Genomic DNA, 22,995 nt, shown 5'->3' with positions numbered 1-22,995 from the left:
ATAGTGCTAGCCGTTGTCATTCCATATTATAACCATGCATTTTTTGAAAAGACTTTGGCATCTTTAGTTAACCAAACTAATACACAATTTAATGTTTATGTAGGGGATGATGCAAGTCCGGAAAATCCAGAGTCTATAATAAAAGTATATGGAGATAAGCTAAACATTAACTATAAAAGGTTCGAACAAAATATTGGTGCCACTTCTCTAGTTAAGCAATGGGAACGTTGTATCGATATGGTACAAGATGAAACTTGGTTGATGGTATTGGGCGACGATGATGTTTTAGATATAAATTGTGTAGCCCAGTTTTATAAGCATTTTGATAACATAGAAGAACAATCCATACAAGTTGTAAGATTTGCTACCCAAGTTGTGGATGCTGAGGAAAAAGTTATTTCAGATGTTTTTAAACACCCTAATATAGAACCAGTAACCTATGCCTTTTATAGAAAATTAAGAAAATATACGCGGGCGTCATTAAGTGAACATGTTTTTAAAAAAGAAGCTTACACAAAGCATAAATTTAAAGACTTTCCTTTAGCATGGCATGCAGATGACCTTGCATGGTTGGAATTTTCAAACTTTAAGAATATGTATACCATAAATGATGCTGTAGTCTCTATTAGATACTCCAATAAGAGCATCTCTGGTAAACGAGATAATTTAGAAAAAAAAGAAGTTGCTAGATATCAGTTTTTTAATCTTTTAGTTTTTAAATATATAAAGCATTTTACTAGTAAGCAACGTATAGCTATTTTAGATGAATATGCGTTATTACTCTCTAAAGACACTAATTGGGATTGGTGTCAAATTATTTGGATTTGGTATTTGCGTTTTAAAGTTATGATGAAAAAGACTTTTAAAAAATTAATTAAATAGCGTGTTTTATTAATACTCAATAATGAAGGAAAGCTTAATCTCCATAATCATCCCAACATTTAACAGAGCGACTCTAATAAGGGAAACCTTAGATTCTGTTATTGCTCAAAGTTATAAGCACTGGGAATGTATCGTAGTTGATGAAGGCTCACAAGATAATACCGAAGCTGTTTTGGGGCAGTATTCAAATTCACACCCTAACATGCATTATTTTAAAAAGCATAAATTACCTAGTGGTGTATCTACATGCAGAAATATAGGATTAGATAAAGCAAGTGGGGAGTTTGTTGTTTTTTTAGATTCAGACGATTTATTGCATCCAGATTGTTTAAAAAACAGATTGGAATTTGCTGCGCAGTATGAAAACTATGATTTTTGGACGTTTAATATGCAAGAGTTTATAGGTAGTTTAGATAATTTAAAAGACTATCATAATAAATACCCCGAGCATGAGACTGAAGACGCGTATTTGAAATTGTTTTTAAAAGGAAAACATCCCTTTTCGGTAACGAGCCCCTTATGGAGGAAAATTGTATTACGAGAATTAAATGGATTTAACGAACAGTTGCAATTATGGGAGGATCCGGAACTTCATATTCGTGCCTTAATATTAGGATACAATTTTAAAGCCAATGAAGGAGGGTTAGCCGATTGTTATTATAGAAACGATAGAGAAGCAAAGCAACAGTTATTAAACCAGAAACCTTACCTAAAAAAACTATATAAAAATACGCGATTTTATTATAATAGTATTGCCTCTTTATTAGAGACGAGCAGACTTGATAATAAAGAATTAAAGGAATTACTTTTGTACAATATTATTTACTTTATGCACCAACGTATAATTGACCAAAAGAACTTAGTGCAATTTATTAAGTTCTTTAGGCTATTAAGTAAGCATAAGTTTATGAGTTTTAAGCATCGTATGGTATTAAACCTTTGGTTTGTATTTAAATTTTTTAGAATTGATAAGTTTAGAAGGTGGTCTTTAAATAGTTTAAGAAAAAGATGTTATTATTTAATTTCTAATTCATGAATGTACTTTTTTGGATAAATCAATTCCCAGCAGTTTCTGAAACTTTTATAAGAGATCAGGTAGTTCATTTATTAAAAAAAAATATAACTGTTACTATATTTTCAAGTCGGGGGAAAAACCAAGACCAACTTGAAGCCATAAGGGGGTTTGAATCCTATAACCTTTTAAAGCGATCTTTTGATGAATCTAATATCTTACCAAAAACCTGGAGAGCAAGAAAAATTTTAGTCAATTGGATTTTATTTTTGAGTTTTTTTAATAAGAATCACAAATTTTATAAAAAGGCATTAAGTCATAATGACCAACATCATTTCCCGAAAGCCTACCAGTTATTTTTTTATGTGCATTTTTTATTAAAAAATGACATCCAGGTTATTCATGCGCACTATGCTAATAATGGTTTACAAGCAAGTATATTTAAAGAACTAGGATTGCCAATTAAATTAATTGTTAGTTTCCATGGTTATGATCTCAGGCTTGGGATAAATAAACCCGAGGGATATTTTAAGCAATTATTTGCCCATTGCGATAAAGTAATTGCCATTTCTAATTATAGTAAAAATTATTTATTAGAGTTTGGTTTGAATAAAGATAAAGTAGTGGACTTGCCAAATGGAGTAGATACTAATTTTTATAAAAGAACAGGATACGAAAAGATTACTAACCACGTGCAAATTTTATCAGTTGGTAGATTAGTAGAAGAGAAGGGGTTTGAACTAGCAATAAAAGCTGTGTCAAGCTATAATAACTTGCATCCAGAGCACACAATATATTATAGTATAATTGGTGATGGTTCTTTAAGGAAAACTTTACAAGAGTTAGTCAACACATTACAAGCTGCTAATTATATTCGTTTAGAAGGTTATAAAAATACATTAGAAGTAAAACAGGCTATGTTAAATGCAGACTTTTACTTATTAAGTAGTGTTGCAGAAGTATTGCCAACGGTTTTATTAGAAGCCCAATGCTGTGAGTTACCTATATTAGCTACAAATGTTGGAGCCGTAAACGAAATGCTGACCAATGGTCTTATTGTGGCACCAAATAAGTTAGATGCTTTAATAGATGGCATAGATAGTATGTTTAATAAAAAAGAGACCTGGCAGATTATGGGGAAACAAGGAAGAGATTTTGTTAAGCAAACATTTAATATGCAGACCCATATTGATAAACTTATAGAATTGTATCGTGAGTAAACCATTAATATCTATAATTATTCCAGTTTATAACAGAGAAGGTATTGTAGCTGAAACACTCGATTCTATTTTGGCACAATCGTATTTAGTTTGGGAATGTATTTTAGTTGATGATGGATCAACAGATAATACATTGCAAGTAATACAGAATTATAGTAAAAAAGACTCGAGATTTAAAGTCTTTAAGCGTCCAGAGTGTATGAAAAAAGGAGGTAATGCAGCTCGTAATTTTGGGTTAGAACAAGCTAATGGCGAATATATAAATTGGTTTGATAGTGATGATATTATGACTACTGATTTTATTAAAATTAAAATTGATTTTTTTAATAAATCACCAGACTTAGATTTTGTTGTATCAAAATCTAATAAGTTTTTTCAAAATGGTGATGTCGAAGAAATTGACTATTATAAATATAATAATAACTACTCCTTAAATTTAGATAATTTTATACAAGAAAAAGTACATTGGTTAACCCCAGATTTTATGGTTAGAAAGAATACTATAGAATCCATAAGATTTAATGAGGAATTATTTTCAGGTCAAGAATATAATTTTTTTATTAGGTTGTTAGCACATTTAAACTTAACAGGAGCCTTTTTGAATGATATTCTGAGCAATATTAGAAAACATAGTACATCAATTCAAGAGGAACTAAAAAAAACCCCCTTAATTGGATATGAAAGAAAATATATTGTTGGCTTAGAAACATATGGTAACGTTTTTGACAATTTAAAAGCATCTTCTAAAAAATTTATGGCTATAAGATTGTTTAAGCTTTCACGTCATTTAATTAAAGGAAAGATACGCCCAAAAAACTATCTTAAATATATTAGATTATATTTTAAAACTTTTGGATTAAAACTAACTTTAATGCTTATTGTGTATCATGTATTTTTATCTTTGGGAAAAGAAATATATTCTCTAAAAAGAATGATATTAGTTAAGTAGTTACTATGAAACCTTTAGTCTCTGTTATTATTCCGGTATTCAATGATGCTCACTTCTTGCCTGACGCAATTGAATCTGTTTTAAACCAAACTTATATTAATTGGGAGTGTATTGTTGTTAATGACGGTTCAAAAGATAATATAGATTCTGTTATCCGACCTTATTTAGAACAAGACAAGCGTTTTTTTTATGTTTCTAAGCTAAATGGAGGTTTAAGCAGCGCAAGAAATTATGGTGTTAAACATGCTAAAGGCATTTATATTTTACCTTTAGATGCAGATGATAAATTAGAAAAGTCGTTTATGGATAAGGCTATTTCAATTTTAGTTAAAAACCCTAGCTTAAAAGTTGTTAATTGTGTGGCCGAAGCATTTGGAGTTTTTTCTGGTATTATTGAAAGAAAGCCATATAAATATAAAAACCTGTTATTGTCAAATATGATTTTTTCTTGTGCAATATATAAGAAAAGTGATTACGATATGATTGGAGGTTATGATGAGTCTATTTTATATGAAGATTGGGATTTTTGGTTACGTTTATTAAAAAATGGTGGGGAGGTATACAAAATACCAGAACCTTTGTTCTATTATAGGCAGCGCGAAAAAGGGTCTCTAATGAATGATTTATCGAAGAAAGGAATAAGACATACTGAAAGTTTACAAACTATTTTTAATAAAAATGCCGAAACCTTTATAAATACATATGGCAACCCCATTGAAATAGAATTAGAGCGTCAAAAGTTAGAACGTAACCAAAACAAACCTCTAGTAAAATGGGTTATTGCTAACAAAAATAGTTTGTTAGTAAGGTTAATCTCAAAGTTTTTTAAGCATTAATGAATAAAGTCTATACAATTATAGTAACATATAATGGAAGTAAATGGTTAAAAACATGTTTGTCAAGTTTAATAACTAGCGCCTTAAAAAGTACTGTATTAATTGTAGATAATAATAGTCAAGACGATTCTGTTGAAATTATAGAAGCGAATTTTCCAAAAGTTGTGATTTTAAAACAAAAGGAGAATTTAGGTTTTGGAAAAGCTAATAATATTGGTATTTCTTATGCTTTGAAGCATGGTGCTGACAGTATTTTTCTGTTAAATCAAGATACTTATATTGAAAAAAATGCTTTATCTACTTTAATGAAGGCTTCACAAAAGCATAAAGATTATGGCATTTTAAGTCCAGTCCAACTTAATTGGGAAGGCGATAAACTAGAATACTATTTTTCAAGGTTCATCGAAAAAAACGCTCAATTTTATTCCGATTATGTCATTAACAATACTAAACAAGATATATATGAAGTCCCTTTTGTAAATGCAGCTGCTTGGTTTATTCCTAGACATGTTTTTGAAACTATAGGAGGATTTGATCCTATTTTTCATCATTATGGAGAGGACAATAATTTTTGCCACAGATTAATATATCATAGTTTTAAAATAGGGGTTGTGCCTCAATCAATCATATACCATGATAGTATTAAAAGAATAGAGCCTGAAAATTACTTGTTTTCTGATGCATATTATTTAAATGAAATAAAACAACTTCAAATAAAACACGCCAACATTAATGAATCGTTTACTAAAAAAGATAAAAGCACTATTAAAAATCATATCGTAAAGTTAATTGTTTTGAATTTTTTAAAATTTAATTGGTCAGGTGTAAAAGGTTATATTAAAAAATATAAGATATTTGGAACTGCATTTTCGCAGATTGCTAATAGCAGATTAAAAAATGTTAATAAAAACCCCCATTATTTAGACTTTTAATTCAAGATGTTTATAAGTGTTGTTATACCTACTCGAGATAGATTTGATTACGTAACCTTATTGGTTAATGATCTTTTAGTACAAGATGTTTCAAATTTTGAAATTATAGTTGTAGACCAATCAAAAGATCCACGAGAAATAGTTAACTGTAGGCATATTTTAACGAAGAGTTTAGGCCCTTGTGTATCAAGAAATATTGGAGTCAAACATGCAAAAGGGGATATTTTGGTGTTCTTAGATGATGATGTTAGAATTTACCCAGACTTTATTCGAGAAATTACTGCTCCTCTTATTAATGAGCGTTTTGATGTAGTAGCAGGAGCCATATGTGATCCAGAAGGAAATTATTTAATGCAAGAAGCTCCTTTTTTAAAAATGAAAAATGAAAATTTCATTAAAGCTATCACCACTAATCCTAATAATGCGGATTCAAGAATTACATTAGCATTTCCAGCAGGCTGTTCGGCAATATTAAAATCAGCGTTTAAAGAAGTTGGTGGGTTTGAAGAACGATTTGATCCCACAGGAGCCGGTGAAGATCGCGAAATGGCTTTAAAACTTTATAAACATGGTTTTGCGATTTGGTATAATGCCAAGGCTAAGTTATTACATACGATAGCCCCTACGGGAGGGACTAGAGATTTAGGGAGTAGAACTATGATGTTAGATGTGCATAGTTATTGGATGTGTAAAAAGCATTTTTCAAATGAATTGGCCGAAGTGTTAAAACAGACCATCTTAAAAAAGTATAAAAAAAATTTTTATAAGGCATTATTGGAATTGAGATTGTATAAAACCAGATATTTGTTATATAAACAAGTGAAACAACTTCTAAAATCAGAGTAGTATATTGATGAAAATTCAAGACCAAGTTTCTTATTATAATAACCTTTGGGCAGAGCGATTACAGCTAAATAGCTTGCAGCTAAGACGTGCAGTAAAAGTGTTGGAGTACTTTGTAGATATAAAAAGAGCACATAATTCACCTCGAGTTTTAGATTTAGGATGTGGAGATGGCCGTTTTACTGGATTTCTAGGTGAATTTGCCGACACTGATGGTGTAGAACTTTCTGAAGAAGCCGTTAAATATGCACAGCAACAACATCCACATGTGCATTTTTTTCAAGGGAGTGCGCTAGATTATAATTTTGAGGAAGCTATTTACGATGTTGTGATTTCTCAAGAAGTTATTGAGCATATTGAAGACCAAGAAAAGTATCTTGAAAATTGTTTTCGAGTTTTAAAAAAAGGCGGATATCTTATTATGACCACTCCAAATAAAAAAGTCTTTGACCATATGAAAGGGGGGAATTGGTCAAACCAACCTATTGAAAAGATTTTGAATCCAAAAGATTTCAAGAATTTGATTTCAAGGTATTTTAAAATTAAAAAATATGATTCTATAATCATGAATTTTGGGAATCTAGGGTACTTTAAACTTGTTAACCATAAATTTGTTATTGGAGGATGTAAGGTTTTAGGATTAAAGACATTTAGAAATTTTTTGTTATCTAAATCTGGGTTTGGTTTGCATCAATGTATTTTAGCGCAGAAGATTTGAAATAAACCTCAATATTAGTTTAATGACTCTAAATACAACAAATCCATTATTTTCAATCTTAGTTGCAAATTATAATAATGGATGTTTTTTTAAAGATTGCTACGAAAGCATATTGTTACAATCTTATAAACATTGGGAAGTTATTATTGTCGACGATGCATCTACTGATAATTCGGTGGAAATAATTCTAGAGGTTATAAATAATGATTCTCGCTTTAAATTGTTACATAATAAAAATAATAAGGGATGTGGTTATTCTAAGCACAAGTGTATAGAGAATGCAAATGGTGAAGTTTTAGGGTTTTTAGATCCTGATGACACAATATGTACACATGCTTTAATGGCTATGATAAATGTTTTTAAATTACATAGTGAAATAGTTTTTGCAAGTTCTAAATATAACAAAGTAAAGCTAGATTTATCTTTTTTAGCAAATGGGAGAAGAGGAGGGGTTATACCAAAAAATAAGTCATACTTAACTTATGGGCAAGGAGCTATTACTGCATTTGCTTCTTTTAAAAAAAGTGCTTATAATAAATCTATTGGATTAAATATCAATTTAAAAAGAGCGGTCGATCAAGATTTATATTTCAAACTTGAGGAGGCAGGAAATCATTTCTTTTTAAATGACTACTTGTATAATTATAGACAACATTCAGGTGGGATTTCTCAAAATAAAAATATGCTTAAAGCTGAGTATTGGCGATTTAAAACCATGATTGATGCTTACAAAAGGAGAAAACGATTAAACCTTAAAATAGATAACTTCACGCCTAAAGAAGTTTCTTGTTTGAGTTCTAATTATTATATATCAAGATTAAAAAGGGCTGGCAGAAACAATAATTACTGTGTTAAATATTATTTTTTAATAAAGACATTTTTAGCTTATCCATCGCATAAATGGCGTTATAAACTAAAAGCCTTTTTATTATATAAATTTTATTGATTTGGTACTATAAAAAGTATCCCAAGTACTTTTAAAAACAAAAAATATGTGCGGACTTTTAGGTGAAATTATGTTTCAGGATAATGCTGTGACATCGAAGACGGACTTTGATTCGCTATTAAAACTATCAAAGCATAGAGGTCCAGATAGCACTTTAATACTTTCGCAAAAATTATTTCAATTAGGTTTTAATAGATTATCAATTTTAGATACGTCACATCATGGAAATCAGCCTATGGAAAGTCCATCAAAGCGTTATATTCTCGTATTTAATGGAGAAATATATAATTATAAAGACTTAGCAGTAACCTATCAATTAAAAAATTTAAAATCTACTTCAGATACAGAAGTCTTAGTCCATTTAATTGACCAGTTAGGTGTAGAAAAAGCCATAAAAAAGCTTAATGGGATGTATGCTATAGCTGTGATGGATATAGATGAGAAAACACTTTTTTTAAGTCGTGATTTTGCAGGAATAAAACCATTGTTTTATGGGGTTTCAAAAAAGGGGGTGGTATGTGCCTCTCAGTTTGATCAGGTATTCCAACATCCAATGTTTCGAAGTCATCTTAGCATTAGAAAAGAAGTCATGAAAGAATATTTTGGTTTAGGGTACATGCACTCACCAAATACCATTTATAAAAATATATTTCAAGTTAATCCAGGTGAACTAATAAGTATTTCACATGAAGGGGCTATTCAAAAAAAAATACTACTTAGGTTTGATAAAGAGTTAAAAATAGGGAGCAGTTTAAAAGATGTAAATGCTACTAAAAACTATGATTTATTATTTCATAGCGTTATCAAAAATCAGTTGGTAAGCGATGTGTCAATAGCTTCTTTTTTAAGTGGAGGTATAGATAGTCCATTAATAGCTGCTGTCGCTAAATCTCAAAAACAAGATATTGAAACTTTTACTATTGGTATTGAGGATAAAAAATTTGATGAAAGTGAAAAAGCTAAAGCATATGCCAATCATATAGGAGTAAAGCACCACATAGAATTTATAGATGAAGCCGCATTAATTAAAGGTATAGATAATCACTTCCAATATTTTTCCGAACCATTTGGTGATTATTCAAGTATTCCAACCTATGCTATAACAAATAAAGCAAAAACGAGACATACAGTGATGCTTTCTGGAGATGGTGGTGATGAATTGTTTTTTGGGTATCCGAGAATGTTAGGCGTTTATAAGAATCGGTTTTGGTTTAAAATTCCACATGCTATAAGAAAGCCACTTATTAGAATAGCCATAAAATTGAAATTAACTAAAACCTGGGGGCCTTTTTTTTATAAAGATATTGATCAATGGGTATTGGCTAAACAACTCCATATTTCAAACAATAATTTAAAAGCTATTATTCCTGATACAAATTTCTCTAAAGAGTTAAAAGCCCTTTACAAAATACCAAAGAGCAAACAAACCAAAGAGAAACTTTTACATTGGTTAAGATACAATGAGTTTTATGCCCACATGCAGCGTGTATTGGTTAAAGTAGATAGAATGAGTATGGCCAATAGCTTAGAAGTTCGGGTCCCGTTTTTAGATAAAGCTAGCATTGATTTTGCATGGAAGCATCTTCCTGATTTAAAAAACAATAAGTTTAAACTTAAAGATATTCTTAAAAAAATGATGAATTTGTATTACCCTTCTAAGATTATTGAAGAAGAGAAAAAGGGGTTTTCAGTACCTATAGATTCATGGCTAAAAACACATTTAAAATCTGATGTTGAAAATGCTATCTTTGAAAAGCCTTTTTATGGTGAAATGTACATTAACAAAGAGACTCTTTTAGAATATGTTACACAATTTTTTGATGGTAAGCACGATGAAGCATGGGGGGTTTGGCATATATATGCATGGCAAAAATGGGCCATGGCACAAAAATTAATTTGATGATTAAATGACTGCTATTAAAAAGATTAAAAAAAAGATTAAATTAAAACTCCTAGCAAAGTTGCTACATGGAAAAAATGTGTATTGCCCAATTTGCGATAAAGGTTTCACGACATTTATTCCACATTTAAAAAGAATTAATGCTTGTTGTCCAAATTGTGGATCTTTAGAAAGAACGCGCATTTTGTGGTACTATATGAACCAAAAACAATTACTAAACAATGAACTTAATTTGTTACATGTGGCACCAGAACATTATTTATTTAAATTGTTTCAAAAAAAACCTAATATCAGCTATTTTCCAATTGATAAATTTACCAAAGGCTATAGTTATCCTTTAGAAACAAAAGAAATGGATGTTACAGCTCTATCTTTTGAAAATGAACGGTTCGATGCTATTATTTGCTTACACGTTTTAGAGCATGTTGTTGAAGATGTTAAAGCTCTCAAAGAGTTTTATAGAGTGTTAAAACCGAATGCTTGGGCTATAATTCAAGTGCCATATGATATAAACAGAACACATACTTACGAAGATGATACAATTACAAATCCAAAAGATAGGTTAGAACACTTTGGGCAAACAGATCACGTGCGTATTTATGGAGCAGATTATATTGAACGTTTTAAATCTGTTGGCTTTAAGGTTGAAGATTGGAATTTTCAAGATGCCATTCCGGAAAAAATCAAAAAACAACAAGTTTTTAAAAACGAACCTATATTCTTATTAAGAAAATAATCAACTCGAATTTGACTTCAAAAAAGAAAATAGCTATTTATTCTGGTGATATTCCGAGTTCTACTTTTATTGAGCGATTAATAATTGGAATAGGAGAGACTCATACCGTGCTGCTCTTTGGAAAGAAACTAGGGAAGGTAGATTATAAATCTAAAAACATACGTTGCTTTTATAATTATAGCAATCTGTTACATGATTTTTTTATAACGCTAGTTAGAAGTTTTTATTTAATGTTCAAGAACCCTAAGCACTATCTCAAACTTTTTAAAGTTATAAAGAATGAAGGCAAATTAATTTCTAAATACAGAAAGTGGTCAAGTTATATTCCAGCAGTTTTAAACTTACCAGATGTCTTTCACATACAATGGGCCAAAGATTTGAAACCTTGGGTGTTTTTACAAACAGAATATGGTGTAAAAATAATAGTAAGTTTAAGAGGGGCGCATATTAATTATTCTCCTATTGCAGATAAAAACTTGGCAGAAGATTATCGAAAAAATTTTCCTAGTGTGGATGGTTTTCACGCGGTTTCTTTAGCCATATCGAAAGAAGCACAAAAATATAATGCGCAAGCTTCTAAAATAAGAATTATACATTCTCCAATACCACAATATATTTTTGATAAATTCAAGCCAAAAGGGAAGTCAGCAAAAGAAGCGATTAGGATAATTTCTGTGGGTAGGTTTCATTGGAAAAAAGGTTATGAATATGCTTTAGATGCAGTATTTCAACTAAAAAGGCAAGGTTTAAAAGTCCAATATACCATTATAGCATCAGATAAAGTGTCAGAATCTATTTTATATAAAATTCATGATTTAGGTTTAAAAGATGAAATAAGTATAAAAACAAATATTACTCAAGAGTTTTTGTTCGATTACATGCAAACCTATGATATGTTATTACTGCCTAGTCTTGAAGAAGGTATTGCAAATGTTGTTTTAGAAGCAATGGCAATAGGGATTCCAGTTATTTCAACTAATTGCGGTGGTATGGCAGAAGTTGTTAAACCTAATGAAACGGGATGGCTTGTGCCTATTTTAGATTCTAAATCTATAGTGAAAGCTGTTTTGGAGATTGACAAATTATCAGAAAGTAATTTGCAAACTATTTTAAATCAAGCACATATATTTGTTAAAGAAAGCTTTACTTCTGCTAAATCCATTAATAAATTTAAAGATTTATATGCCTCCATATGTAATTATGAACTTAGTGATTTTTAACTAGTTTAGTATTATAATTTTTTGAAGTATAAAATTTAATCTTCAGGTGTAATTGTTATATTAGTACTTTGATTTTATGAAGACTGTAACAGTACCTATTATACCAAAAGTATCTAGTTTCGCTAAAATTGGCGAACGTCATGAGCCCAATTTAAAAGCTATCTGTGTTTTTAGTGCTATCGGTTTTTTTCTAGATCAAGATACATATTGGAAGGACGAAATATGTTTAAAACCAGCAACCATTAATACCATTGATGATAATGGTTATTTAATTGATAGTAAAGCATGGTTTAAATGGCATTATTCACCAGAAGAAAAAGGCTTTAAAAGAACACTTCGAGAGTTTTCTAATTTATTTGAAACCATTATAGACGAACAAGTAAGAGATAAACAAGTTATTTTACCGTTATCTGGTGGGTTAGATAGTAGAACTCAGGCGGCAGCTCTTAGTAGATTAAATAAAAAGGTTTCTAGTTTTAGTTATAGTTTTAAAAATGGATACCCAGAGGCAAGCATTGCCAATAAAATTGCAAAAACTTGTAATTTTAGTTTTAAAGAATTTACAATTGAAGATGGTTATTTATGGACATGTATTGATGATTTGGCATCCATAAACCAATGTTATTCTGAATTTACACATCAACGTCAAATGGCTATTTCTAATGAGTTTAATGAAATGGGAGAGGTGTTTTCTTTAGGGCATTGGGGAGATGTGTTATTTGATAGTCTTAAACCGAATATTTCAGATGAAGATGAGTTATCTCAGTATATTATTAAAAAAATTGTAAAAAAGGGAGGTATGGAGTTGGGTTCATCACTTTGGCTTCAATGGAACATTCCAGGTCACTTTAAAGAGTATTTAACGCAGCGGATACATGACTTGCTCCAATCTATTGAAATAGATAATATGAGTGCAAAAATAAGAGCCTTTAAGTCGTTATATTGGGCACCTAGATGGACGTCGACGAACCTAAGTGTTTACAGCAAAGAGCATACAATTACATTACCATATTATGACGATAAAATGTGCCAGTTTATTTGTACTGTTCCAGAAGAATATTTAGCAAATAGGCAATTACAAATAGCGTATATAAAGGAAGCATCTCCTAGATTAGCTTCAATTATATGGCAAGAGCACCGTCCATTTAATTTATTGAATTATAATTTTAATAAAGCACCTTATAATTTGCCATATAGGATAATTAATAAAATTAGTAGGTTGCTTAAAACGAGTTTTGGGAAGAAATATATTCAACGTAATTGGGAATTACAATTTCTAGGAAAGCAAAATGATGCCCTTCTTAAGCAATATATTTTTGATTCAACTTTTTTAGATTTTATCTCTAAAGAACTCATTTCAGAATTTTATAATAAATTTAAAACTGAAGATTCCGTGTATTATTCACATCCAATTAGTATGTTATTAACCCTTTCTTTGTGGAAAACTAAATTCTACCACTAATTATTATGCGTATTAAAGGAGTACTTGGTAAATATTATACAGCTCTAAAAAAGGGGGTAGGCATACTTGATGATCCGCTTTATAAATCGACCCAAGAATTAACGAAGTTAGAAACATTAAAACAACCTAAAAGAACGGCAATTATTAATTGTTTATCAACTTTAGTGCAGGCAAAAAACTATCTAGAAATTGGAGTTCGCGATCCTAAAAAAAACTTCACAGAAATTCTATGTAAAAATAAATATTCAGTTGATCCTGGAGTAGAGTTTAAAGATAATCCAGTTGATTTTAAAATGGATTCAGATACATTTTTTAAGCGTTTATCTCAAGGTGATTTGTCCATGTCACCAAATATAAAATTCGATGTTATATTTATTGATGGACTACATCGTTCTTTTCAGGTGGAAAAAGATATTTTAAACAGCTTGCATTATATTACTGATGAAGGGTTTATTATAGTACACGATTGTAATCCTGCTAGCGAATTTCATCAAAGGGAAAATTATAATTACATAAATTCCCCAGCTGGAACATTTTGGAATGGTACCACCTGGAAGGGGTTTTATAAGTTTAGGCATAAACAAGATTTATATTCTATTTGTTTTGATACAGACTGGGGCGTTGGTGTATTTTCTAAAAAGCAACATTTACAGTTTAATAATATAAAAACTCTCATAGCAAATCCGTATTATGAATATTCAATTTTTAATAGCAATAAGAAAACCCATTTAAATTTAACAGATTTTAAGTCTTGGGAAAACGTGGTTAAATTAGCGGAAACATGAAAGTATCGGTATTATTGCCAGTTTATAATGGTGAACAAACTTTAAAATTGACATTAGATAGTTTGGTAGCACAAACATTTAAGGATTTTGAAGTCGTTGCATGTATTGATGGTACGAAAGATGGTTCAAAGCAGATACTAGATAATTATACAGATAAATTTAAGAAGTTAATCATCATTGAAAATAAATTCAATTTAGGTATTGGTCCTACTATGAATAAGCTCGTAGCGCATGCTTCAGGAATTTATATGGCAGTAGCAGAACAGGATGATTTTTATTACCCCGACAGATTGAAATTACAAGTAGATTTTCTCGATTCAAATAAAGAAGTTGGACTGGTGTCTGGGATTTCTGAATTTAATGATGGTCAAAAAATTGTTTTAAAATTTCCAGGAATTCTTGTTGCCGGAGGACAGTATCCCATAGGGAAACCTATGTTTTTATATACCTATAGGGAGCAAATTAAGGTTGTAAATAGCTGTATGATGTTCAGAAAATCAATACATATTAAACATGGGCTATATTTTTCTAAACATTACCCGAGTGTTAGTGTCGATTGGTCTTATATTTTAAGATTTTCACTCATTTCAAATATTTATGGTATTCAAAAAGTACTGGTGAAAATGGATAGGCGTAGAGATAGGGATTCCATTACTAATAATAAAAATACACAGTTTTTAGCAGCTAGAGAACTGATTCGGTCTTTTGCCTATGAATACCCTGATATTATTACTAAGCATGATTATAATTATGCTTTAGCAACCCAATGCCTATTAGAAATTAATCAAGCAAAAGGAATCGATTTTCTTTTAAAATCTATAAAATATATAATTATACACCCTGATGATAAACGATTTATAAAAAATTTGAGGGGACGGTATAAAAAAAAGTGGAACAACCTAAAATCTAAGTAAGTATGTGTGGGATTTATGGTGAGTTTTTTAATAAAAAAGGATTAACTGATAAGGCGTCGTTTTTAAAGGAAAATGATAAGAATTATCACAGAGGCCCTGATATGAAAGGGTATTGGAGCAATGGTGATAATTGCCAAATGGGATTTAGACGCCTCTCTATTTTAGATCTGAGTCCTTTGGGGAATCAACCCATGGCGTCTGAGAATAGTGAGTTTATAGTTGTATTTAATGGAGAAATTTATAATTATAAAGAATTAAAGCAAGTTTTAGAAAAAGCAGGTTTTATATTTCGTTCTAGCTCAGATACAGAAGTGTTAATAAATTATATTCAACATTTTGGTATAAATAGGACGGTTGAAGATTTGGACGGTATGTTTGCTTTTGCTCTATATAGTAAAGCAGAGAATGCTATGTACCTAGTACGGGATTTTGCAGGTATTAAGCCCTTGTTTTATAGCTACAACGATAAACAGTTAGTTTTTGGCAGTCAATATAACCAGATAACTAAACATCCTTTAAATAACAACCTGAATATAAATATCGAAGTAGCTTATTTATATATGAAACTTCATTATATGCCAGCACCTCATGGTATAATTAAAAACACATATCAGGTTGAGCCTGGACAGATTGTTCGAATTGACTCAGACGGACAACTAACATCTAAATATTATTGGGAGTTTCCAGAATTAAAAAAAGAGGAATTGATTAAAGATAATGTAGCTGCCATTAATGTATTAAACGAAGCGCTAAATAATGCAGTAAAGGACGAATTAATAGCCGATGTTTCTGTAGGTTCTTTTTTATCTGGAGGCATTGACTCGCCTTTAATCACCTATTTTTCTAATTTACACAAGCCAAATATAAAAGCCTTTTCAATTGGAAGTCATGACCCTATTTATGATGAATCTGACGATGCTACTACCTATTCCAAATTAATTGGCTGTGATTTTAAATTACAAAAAATGAATGGAGAGGTGGCTCTTGAATCTTTACGCAAAAGTATGCCCCATTTATATGAACCCTTTGGCGATTCTTCCTTAATACCAACCTATAAGTTATGTAAAAATGCTAAATCACATTGTACGGTTATGTTATCAGGAGATGGTGGTGATGAGTTATTTTTTGGTTATGAACGATTTGAGTCTTTGATAAAAAATAGAAAGTGGCTCTGGATTCCAAAGCCTTTTAGATATATTTCCTATTTGATTGACAAAGTAATTTTTAGAAATAGGCATGTTAACGAGCATTTTTTACAACCAAGCTTGTCTAAAGCGCATCAATTTTTAAATTCTGTTGTAAATGATTATGATTTAAAAGCAATATTTCCAAATTATAAGCATTCAAAAAAGAAGCAGTTACATATTTATGATTATGAAGATTCGCAAGAAGAATTAGACTTATTACATAGTATGCGTAAAGCCGAATTTTATGGAATGATGCAAAAAACTTTGACCAAAGTAGACCGTATGAGTATGGCGAATTCTGTAGAGGTGCGCGTTCCTTTTCTAAAAAAATCGTTTATTGAAGCCAGTTTAAAAATTCATCCAGATCTTAGTTTTGGAGTAGGAAAGAAAAAAGGGATTTTAAAAGAGATGCTTAAAGCTATTTTTCCAAGTGCTCCAATAAATGAGCTTAAGAGAGGGTTTTCTATTCCTCTAGATGATTGGTTACGAAATGATTTAAAATTGGAAGTTAAAGAGGCTATTTTTAATAAGAATTTTATTGACGCTTTTTCTATATCAAAACACGCTTTGATTTCTATTTGGGATAAATACCAATCAGGAGTTAATGGAAATAAGCGCTTACTATTTTCCCTTTATTCATTAGCAATATGGTATCGAGAACAAAACGCATAAAAGTATTATTTACTATACCAAATTTTGATACTGCTGGTAGCGGAAAAGCTCTGTTTAAAGTAGCATCAAAATTGGATCCATCGATTTTTGATGTTCATATTGCCTGCCTGCATAATAAAGGGGCATTTTTTAAGGTTGTTGCATCTAGTAATATACCAATCCATGTTTTTGAATTTACGGTTCCTATGAAGCCATATTTTAGGGGTGTAAAAGGTTGTTTTAAAATATCAAAAAGGTTTAAGGCAATTGCCCCAGATATTATTCATAGTTTTCATTATTCGGCAGATTACTCAGAAGCTTTATCAGCAAAAATTGCAGGTATTCCTTGGATTTATACTAAAAAGAATATGAACTGGGGAGGTGCTTCTAAAAACAGCTGGTATTTAAGAACTTTTTTTGCAAGTGGAATAGCTGCTCAGAATACGGACATGATAAAAACATTTTTTAAGAATAGAAAAAACGTATTTTTAATTCCTAGAGGTGTTGATACAAATGAATTTAAAGCGCAAGATCCAGATGTAAACTTATTAGAAAGGTGGGGATTAAAAAAGAATTCACATCGAATATTAATTTGTGTGGCTAATTTGGTTCCAGTAAAGGGAATAGATATACTGCTGGATGCTTTTAAAAATGTGCATAGTAATTACCCCGAATGGAGACTGTTAATTGTTGGGGATAATGATAGTCCGTATGGATTTGAAATGAAAAAACTAAAAGAATCACTTAATTTAAACGAGGCCGTTATTTTTTGTGGTAAACATCCCAATATTAATGACTACTTAAACATATCAGAGTGTTTTGTGTTGCCAACTCTTAATGAAGGAAGAAAAGAAGGGTCTCCTGTCGCTTTGTTAGAAGCTATGGCTGCTGAAAAAAATGTTTTAGCATCAAATATTTCTGGTATAAAGGATCAATTAAAATTGTATCCAGAGCATCTATTTAAGGCAGGTGATGTAAATGCTTTAACCAAAGCATTAAACAAAATGCTTTCTTATAGTTTTAAACAAAACAAGCATTTTGGTCAACGACTAAGAAAACATGTTGTTGATAATTATAGTTTAGAGCGAGAAGTTAATAATTGTAAAAAATTATACTTTAAAGTTTTAAAAAAACAATTTTAATATATGCTTTTCAACTCCATTGATTTTGCTATTTTTTTGCCTATTGTTTTTTTTCTTTATTGGTCTGTAGGAAGTGCAAATATTAAACTACAGAATATAATTATTATTCTGGCTAGCTATATTTTTTATGCCTGGTGGGATTACCGTTTTTTAGGACTTATAATTATTAGTTCACTAGCTGATTATGGATTAGCTCTTTTGATAGACCGAGAATTGAAACTAATAAGGAGAAAGGCACTTTTATGGGTGAGCATTTGTTTAAATATTGGTCTTTTAGGATTCTTTAAGTACTATAATTTCTTTGTAGATAATTTTGTTGAAGCGTTTTCACTTTTTGGTACAAGTATAGAAACAAATAGCTTGAAAATAATACTTCCTGTTGGCATTAGTTTCTATACTTTTCAAACACTTAGCTATACAATAGATGTTTATAAGAAAAAAATAACGGTAACAAAAGATTTAAGCTCATTTGCGGCTTTTGTTGCATTTTTTCCACAGTTGGTTGCTGGACCTATAGAGCGGGCTTCAAACTTATTGCCCCAATTTACCAAATCTAGAAATTTTGAATATAACAAAGCGGTTGATGGTTTAAGACAAATTCTCTGGGGATTGTTCAAAAAAATAGTGATAGCAGATAATTGTGCAAAATATGTAGATCTTATTTTTGATGGATATTTAAATTATTCATCAAGTACATTGGTTTTAGGCGCTTTGTTTTTTGCCTTTCAAATTTATGGTGATTTTTCGGGATATTCAGACATAGCTATTGGAACGTCTAGACTTTTTGGCTTTAATTTAAAACAAAATTTCGCGTTTCCATATTTTTCTAGAGATATAGCTGAGTTTTGGCGACGCTGGCATATCTCCTTGAGTACCTGGTTTAGAGATTATTTATATATACCCCTTGGAGGTTCAAGAGGCAATAAATGGCAAAAAGTTAAAAATGTGTTTATCATTTTTTTAGTTAGTGGATTTTGGCATGGCGCTAACTGGACGTTTATAGCTTGGGGTTTTATTAATGCACTTTATTTTTTGCCATTGTTATTATTTAATAAGAATCGTAAGTATACCACCATAATTGCTGAAAACAGTATATTACCAAGTTTTAAAGAAACTTTAAAGGTTATATGCACATTTGCCCTAACGCTTTTAGCTTGGGTGTTTTTTAGAGCGGAAACTTTATCAATGGCTTGTGACTATATAATTAACATTTTTGATACCTCTATATTTTCAAGACCAAAATTTAGACCAACATTCTTATTTTTACTATTGACATTTTTTATTAGCATAGAATGGTTAGGAAGAAAACGATTACACGCATTAGAAACCTTATGGTTTAATTATCCTAATTGGGTAAGGCGCTTTATATATTATGCAATAGCGATGCTTATATTTTTATATTCTGGAAAAGAACAAGAATTTATTTATTTTCAGTTTTAAATTATGAAGAAATTTATTCTTAAATCTAGCCTTTTTTTAATAACGTTCGGTTTATTTGTTTTATTTGTTTTCAAACAGGCAGATGGATATACAGATCCATTCTATCTAAGGTTTACATCACCAAAACAAAGTTCATTAGTCTTAGGTACTTCAAGAGCAGCACAGGGCATTATGCCCTCCGTATTAAATAGAGAATTGGGAAGGGGAGATATTTATAATTTTTCTTTTACTAATATACATAGCCCATATGGAGCTACTTATTATAACAGTATTTTAAAAAAACTTAAAGCTGATTCTAAAAAAGGGATTTATATTTTAGCAGTTGATCCTTGGTGCATTTCATCAAATAACTCGGATTCAAATAACGAAAATAAGTTTCGAGAAAATAACAGATTTTTAGGTAAATTAAGGTTTATGAATCTAAACCCAAATATTCCATATTTATTGGATAATTATAATAAACAATTTATTCACCTTTTTGATGAAAAACAAAATACAAGACTTCATAATGATGGTTGGTTAGAAGTGAATGTAAAAATAGACCCAGAATCTAACAATAAGTACATTAAAAAAAAGACTCTGGTATATAAAGAAAAACTTAAAATATTTAATTTTTCAGAAAAAAGAAATGATGTTTTATTAAAAACAGTTAAAACTTTAAAAAAGCATGGCGAAGTATATGTAGTACGATTGCCTGTGCATCCAAAAATGATGCAGGTAGATTCTGCACTAATTCCAGATTTTAATTTTAAAATTCAAAAAGTTATTCAGGCTAGTGATGGTTACCTTGACTTAACACCATATAATAATGATTATGTATATACTGATGGCAATCATTTGTATAAAGAATCGAGTAAAGAAGTAAGTAAGAGGATTGGTAAATGGATAAAAAACAAACAAAAATATTAATAATTTAAGTTTTATATTTAATTGAAGAATTACGTCCATAGGAATAATAATTTTGATTTTTTAAGATTATTGTTTGCTGCTTTTGTTATAATTACTCATTCCTATCCCTTATCAGGGATAGTGGAATGTGATTGGGTATGTCAATTAACAAATGGTCAAACGAGCTTTTCTTACATAGGAGTTAGAGGTTTTTTTGCAATTAGTGGTTTTCTAATATACCAAAGTGTAGAGAGAAGCACAGGCTTTATACAATATTACTGGAAACGATTTCTAAGATTATTCCCAGGTCTTTTTGTAGTTTTATTTTTAACTGTTTTACTCGCTCCTTTGATTTATGAAAATGATAACATAGCTTATTTAGAAAATAAAGGGGTTTGGACATATATCCCCAACAATATGTCATTATACAATTTGCAATACTCAATACAAGGAGTTTTTGAAAAAAATTATTATAAAAATGCAATTAATGGGAGTTTATGGACAATTCCATATGAATTTACTTTGTACATATTGTTATCGGGCTTCATTTTTTTTAAAGGAAATGTGATTTATAAGAAAATATTTTTGTTGTTGTTGTTAATGATATTTTTTCTTTTTGGGAATATTCTATTTCGTCAACAACTAGGGAATTATTCTTTTTATCTTAATAGCGGAATGTTTTTAAATTTAGGAACATATTTTATCGTTGGAGCCTTATTGGCAGTATTTAATATTCAAAAATTCAGGTTTATAAAACAATTACTATATTTTTCTTTATTTGGGATAATTTGTTCTTTAATATTTTATCAATTTCATATTTATAAATTTATTTTTTTGCCACTAACAATTATTCTTATCGGTATTAAATCTACGACCTTTATTAATAAAACTGGAAAATGTATAGGAGATGTTTCCTATGGAATGTATATTTATGGATTTCCAGTTCAACAAACATTACAGCATTTTTTTAAATTAGATTATTTGGAATTAATGTGCATTAGTTTACTGCTTTCTTTTGTTCTAGGATTTATCTCTTGGCATATAATAGAGAAGAACGCTCTGAAGTTAAAAAAAATAAATATTAACTTAAGTTTATTTATGAATTGAGGCCTTGTATAAATTAATTGAATAGAATTTCCTTTGAATGAAAAACTAAAAATAGGTATCGTATTATCTAGTCCTCCAAAATATTCGGAGACATTTTTCATGTCTAAAATTAAAGGTTTACAAACTAAAGGATATGAGGTTGTTCTATTTGTACAATCAAATCCTAGTGAATTTAATGTTTGCCCAGTAAAAAAAGCATATCCTATTTATAAAAGAAATTTAGTCAAGCAACTAGCTTGGTTTCTGTATGTTTTTTTTAAATTATTGTTTTACCCACGATCTGTGTTAAAGTTTTTAAGGCTTGAAAAACAAACAGGTGTTAGAATTGTAGCTGCGCTAAAGAAAGTCTATAATAACGCACATATATTAAGTAAAAAAATGGATTGGTTACATTTTGGATTTGCTACCATGGCCATTAATAAAGAACATGTTGCTGAAAGTATAGGTGCTAAAATGGCCGTAAGTTTACGAGGATTTGATATGGCAATATACCCAATAAAGTACCCTAATTGTTATGATTTACTTTGGAAAAAAGTAAATAAGGTTCATACCATATCCAATGATTTGTATAAGTTGGCCATTGAAAACGGGTTGCCTATTTCAGTCCCTTTTCAAAAAATAACTCCAGCCATCGATACCAACTATTTTGTAAAAAAAGCAAGTGGTGAAACAAGTTTTAATACCCCAATATCTATACTTACTGTAGCACGTTTACATTGGAAAAAAGGTTTGATAGATACCTTGAGGGCATTGAAATTATTGAAAGAGCAAGGCGTGCTATTTAATTATACTATTGTGGGTGAAGGCGAACAGTTTGAAGCCTTAAGCTATGTAATTTATAGTTTAAATCTAACCGAAGAAGTGCACTTGGTTGGTAAAAAGTCGCGCGCAGAAATTAAATCGTTATTGAATAATCATGATTTATATATTCAATATAGTATTTCGGAAGGATTTTGTAACGCTGTTTTAGAAGCACAGGCAATGGGCTTATTGTGCGTGGTGTCTGATGCTGAGGGGCTCCCAGAAAATGTGATTCATGAGCAAACGGGCTGGGTAGTTCCCAAAAGAAATCCAGAGAAGTTAGCTAAACAACTGACTCATGTTATTGATTGGCCAGTTGTTAAAAAAAATGATTTGATTCATAATGCCATGAGACGAGTAAAAGCAGAATTTAATTTAGAACAGCAACAAGAGGCTTTTATTGATTTCTATAATGTAACTTAAT

The 22,995-nt window shown here is 30.2% G+C and carries 21 protein-coding genes; all 21 read left to right on the top strand.

Annotated elements, in window-relative coordinates; translation table 11 throughout:
* Positions 1–3 precede the first annotated feature (3 nt).
* Positions 4–882, top strand: coding sequence for a glycosyltransferase family 2 protein (locus AC2D6V_RS00495; RefSeq protein WP_484646090.1), 879 nt, complete (start codon positions 4–6; stop codon positions 880–882).
* 22 nt (positions 883–904) lie between these two features.
* Positions 905–1,918, top strand: a complete 1,014-nt coding sequence (locus tag AC2D6V_RS00490) for a glycosyltransferase family 2 protein (protein ID WP_484646089.1) — start codon at positions 905–907, stop codon at positions 1,916–1,918.
* The gene (locus AC2D6V_RS00485; RefSeq protein ID WP_484646088.1) at positions 1,915–3,114 is read left to right on the top strand and encodes a glycosyltransferase; all 1,200 of its coding nucleotides are present in this window, start codon (positions 1,915–1,917) and stop codon (positions 3,112–3,114) included. The genes AC2D6V_RS00490 and AC2D6V_RS00485 overlap by 4 nt, the downstream gene beginning before the upstream one ends.
* A complete protein-coding gene (locus tag AC2D6V_RS00480) occupies positions 3,107–4,063 on the top strand; it encodes a glycosyltransferase family 2 protein (RefSeq protein WP_484646087.1) in 957 nt (318 codons plus the stop codon). Before AC2D6V_RS00485 ends, AC2D6V_RS00480 begins: the two co-directional genes overlap by 8 nt.
* Before the next feature lie 5 nt (positions 4,064–4,068).
* Complete coding sequence (locus tag AC2D6V_RS00475; RefSeq protein WP_484646086.1) at positions 4,069–4,899, top strand: glycosyltransferase family 2 protein; 831 nt, start codon at positions 4,069–4,071, stop codon at positions 4,897–4,899.
* Positions 4,899–5,831 carry a glycosyltransferase family 2 protein gene (locus tag AC2D6V_RS00470; protein WP_484646085.1) on the top strand — a complete coding sequence of 311 codons (933 nt, stop codon included), beginning with the start codon at positions 4,899–4,901 and terminating at the stop codon, positions 5,829–5,831. Before AC2D6V_RS00475 ends, AC2D6V_RS00470 begins: the two co-directional genes overlap by 1 nt.
* A gap of 6 nt (positions 5,832–5,837) precedes the next feature.
* Entirely contained in the window at positions 5,838–6,677 is an 840-nt protein-coding gene (locus AC2D6V_RS00465; protein ID WP_484646084.1) for a glycosyltransferase family 2 protein, read from the top strand.
* 7 nt (positions 6,678–6,684) lie between these two features.
* Positions 6,685–7,392, top strand: coding sequence for a class I SAM-dependent methyltransferase (locus AC2D6V_RS00460; protein WP_484646083.1), 708 nt, complete (start codon positions 6,685–6,687; stop codon positions 7,390–7,392).
* A gap of 22 nt (positions 7,393–7,414) precedes the next feature.
* Positions 7,415–8,338 (top strand): glycosyltransferase family 2 protein, encoded by a 924-nt coding sequence (locus AC2D6V_RS00455; protein WP_484646082.1) that lies wholly within the window; start codon positions 7,415–7,417, stop codon positions 8,336–8,338.
* A gap of 46 nt (positions 8,339–8,384) precedes the next feature.
* Positions 8,385–10,238: an asparagine synthase (glutamine-hydrolyzing) gene (asnB, locus tag AC2D6V_RS00450; protein ID WP_484646081.1), complete on the top strand. Its 1,854-nt coding sequence runs from the start codon at positions 8,385–8,387 to the stop codon at positions 10,236–10,238.
* Positions 10,239–10,245: 7 nt separating this feature from the next.
* The gene (locus AC2D6V_RS00445) at positions 10,246–10,974 is read left to right on the top strand and encodes a class I SAM-dependent methyltransferase (protein ID WP_484646080.1); all 729 of its coding nucleotides are present in this window, start codon (positions 10,246–10,248) and stop codon (positions 10,972–10,974) included.
* 11 nt (positions 10,975–10,985) lie between these two features.
* Positions 10,986–12,194, top strand: coding sequence for a glycosyltransferase family 4 protein (locus AC2D6V_RS00440; protein WP_484646079.1), 1,209 nt, complete (start codon positions 10,986–10,988; stop codon positions 12,192–12,194).
* Positions 12,195–12,270: 76 nt separating this feature from the next.
* The gene (locus AC2D6V_RS00435) at positions 12,271–13,656 is read left to right on the top strand and encodes an asparagine synthase-related protein (protein ID WP_484646078.1); all 1,386 of its coding nucleotides are present in this window, start codon (positions 12,271–12,273) and stop codon (positions 13,654–13,656) included.
* A gap of 5 nt (positions 13,657–13,661) precedes the next feature.
* On the top strand, positions 13,662–14,441 hold the full coding sequence (locus AC2D6V_RS00430) for a class I SAM-dependent methyltransferase (RefSeq protein ID WP_484646077.1): 780 nt from the start codon (positions 13,662–13,664) through the stop codon (positions 14,439–14,441).
* Positions 14,438–15,355, top strand: a complete 918-nt coding sequence (locus tag AC2D6V_RS00425; protein WP_484646076.1) for a glycosyltransferase family 2 protein — start codon at positions 14,438–14,440, stop codon at positions 15,353–15,355. Before AC2D6V_RS00430 ends, AC2D6V_RS00425 begins: the two co-directional genes overlap by 4 nt.
* A 2-nt stretch (positions 15,356–15,357) precedes the next feature.
* Entirely contained in the window at positions 15,358–17,214 is a 1,857-nt protein-coding gene (gene asnB / locus AC2D6V_RS00420) for an asparagine synthase (glutamine-hydrolyzing) (RefSeq protein ID WP_484646075.1), read from the top strand.
* Positions 17,190–18,335 carry a glycosyltransferase gene (locus tag AC2D6V_RS00415; RefSeq protein WP_484646074.1) on the top strand — a complete coding sequence of 382 codons (1,146 nt, stop codon included), beginning with the start codon at positions 17,190–17,192 and terminating at the stop codon, positions 18,333–18,335. The genes asnB (AC2D6V_RS00420) and AC2D6V_RS00415 overlap by 25 nt, the downstream gene beginning before the upstream one ends.
* A gap of 3 nt (positions 18,336–18,338) precedes the next feature.
* Entirely contained in the window at positions 18,339–19,775 is a 1,437-nt protein-coding gene (locus AC2D6V_RS00410; protein WP_484646073.1) for an MBOAT family O-acyltransferase, read from the top strand.
* Positions 19,776–19,778: 3 nt separating this feature from the next.
* Positions 19,779–20,684 carry a hypothetical protein gene (locus AC2D6V_RS00405; protein WP_484646072.1) on the top strand — a complete coding sequence of 302 codons (906 nt, stop codon included), beginning with the start codon at positions 19,779–19,781 and terminating at the stop codon, positions 20,682–20,684.
* 21 nt (positions 20,685–20,705) lie between these two features.
* Positions 20,706–21,770, top strand: a complete 1,065-nt coding sequence (locus AC2D6V_RS00400) for an acyltransferase family protein (RefSeq protein ID WP_484646071.1) — start codon at positions 20,706–20,708, stop codon at positions 21,768–21,770.
* Between the two features lie 99 nt (positions 21,771–21,869).
* Positions 21,870–22,994: a glycosyltransferase family 4 protein gene (locus tag AC2D6V_RS00395; protein WP_484646069.1), complete on the top strand. Its 1,125-nt coding sequence runs from the start codon at positions 21,870–21,872 to the stop codon at positions 22,992–22,994.
* The last annotated feature ends 1 nt before the right edge of the window (position 22,995 follow it).

The organism is Algibacter sp. YIN40, from assembly GCF_057219435.1.
The sequence above is the reverse complement of the archived record's forward strand: the minus strand, read 5'-3'. Positions and strand labels throughout refer to the sequence as shown.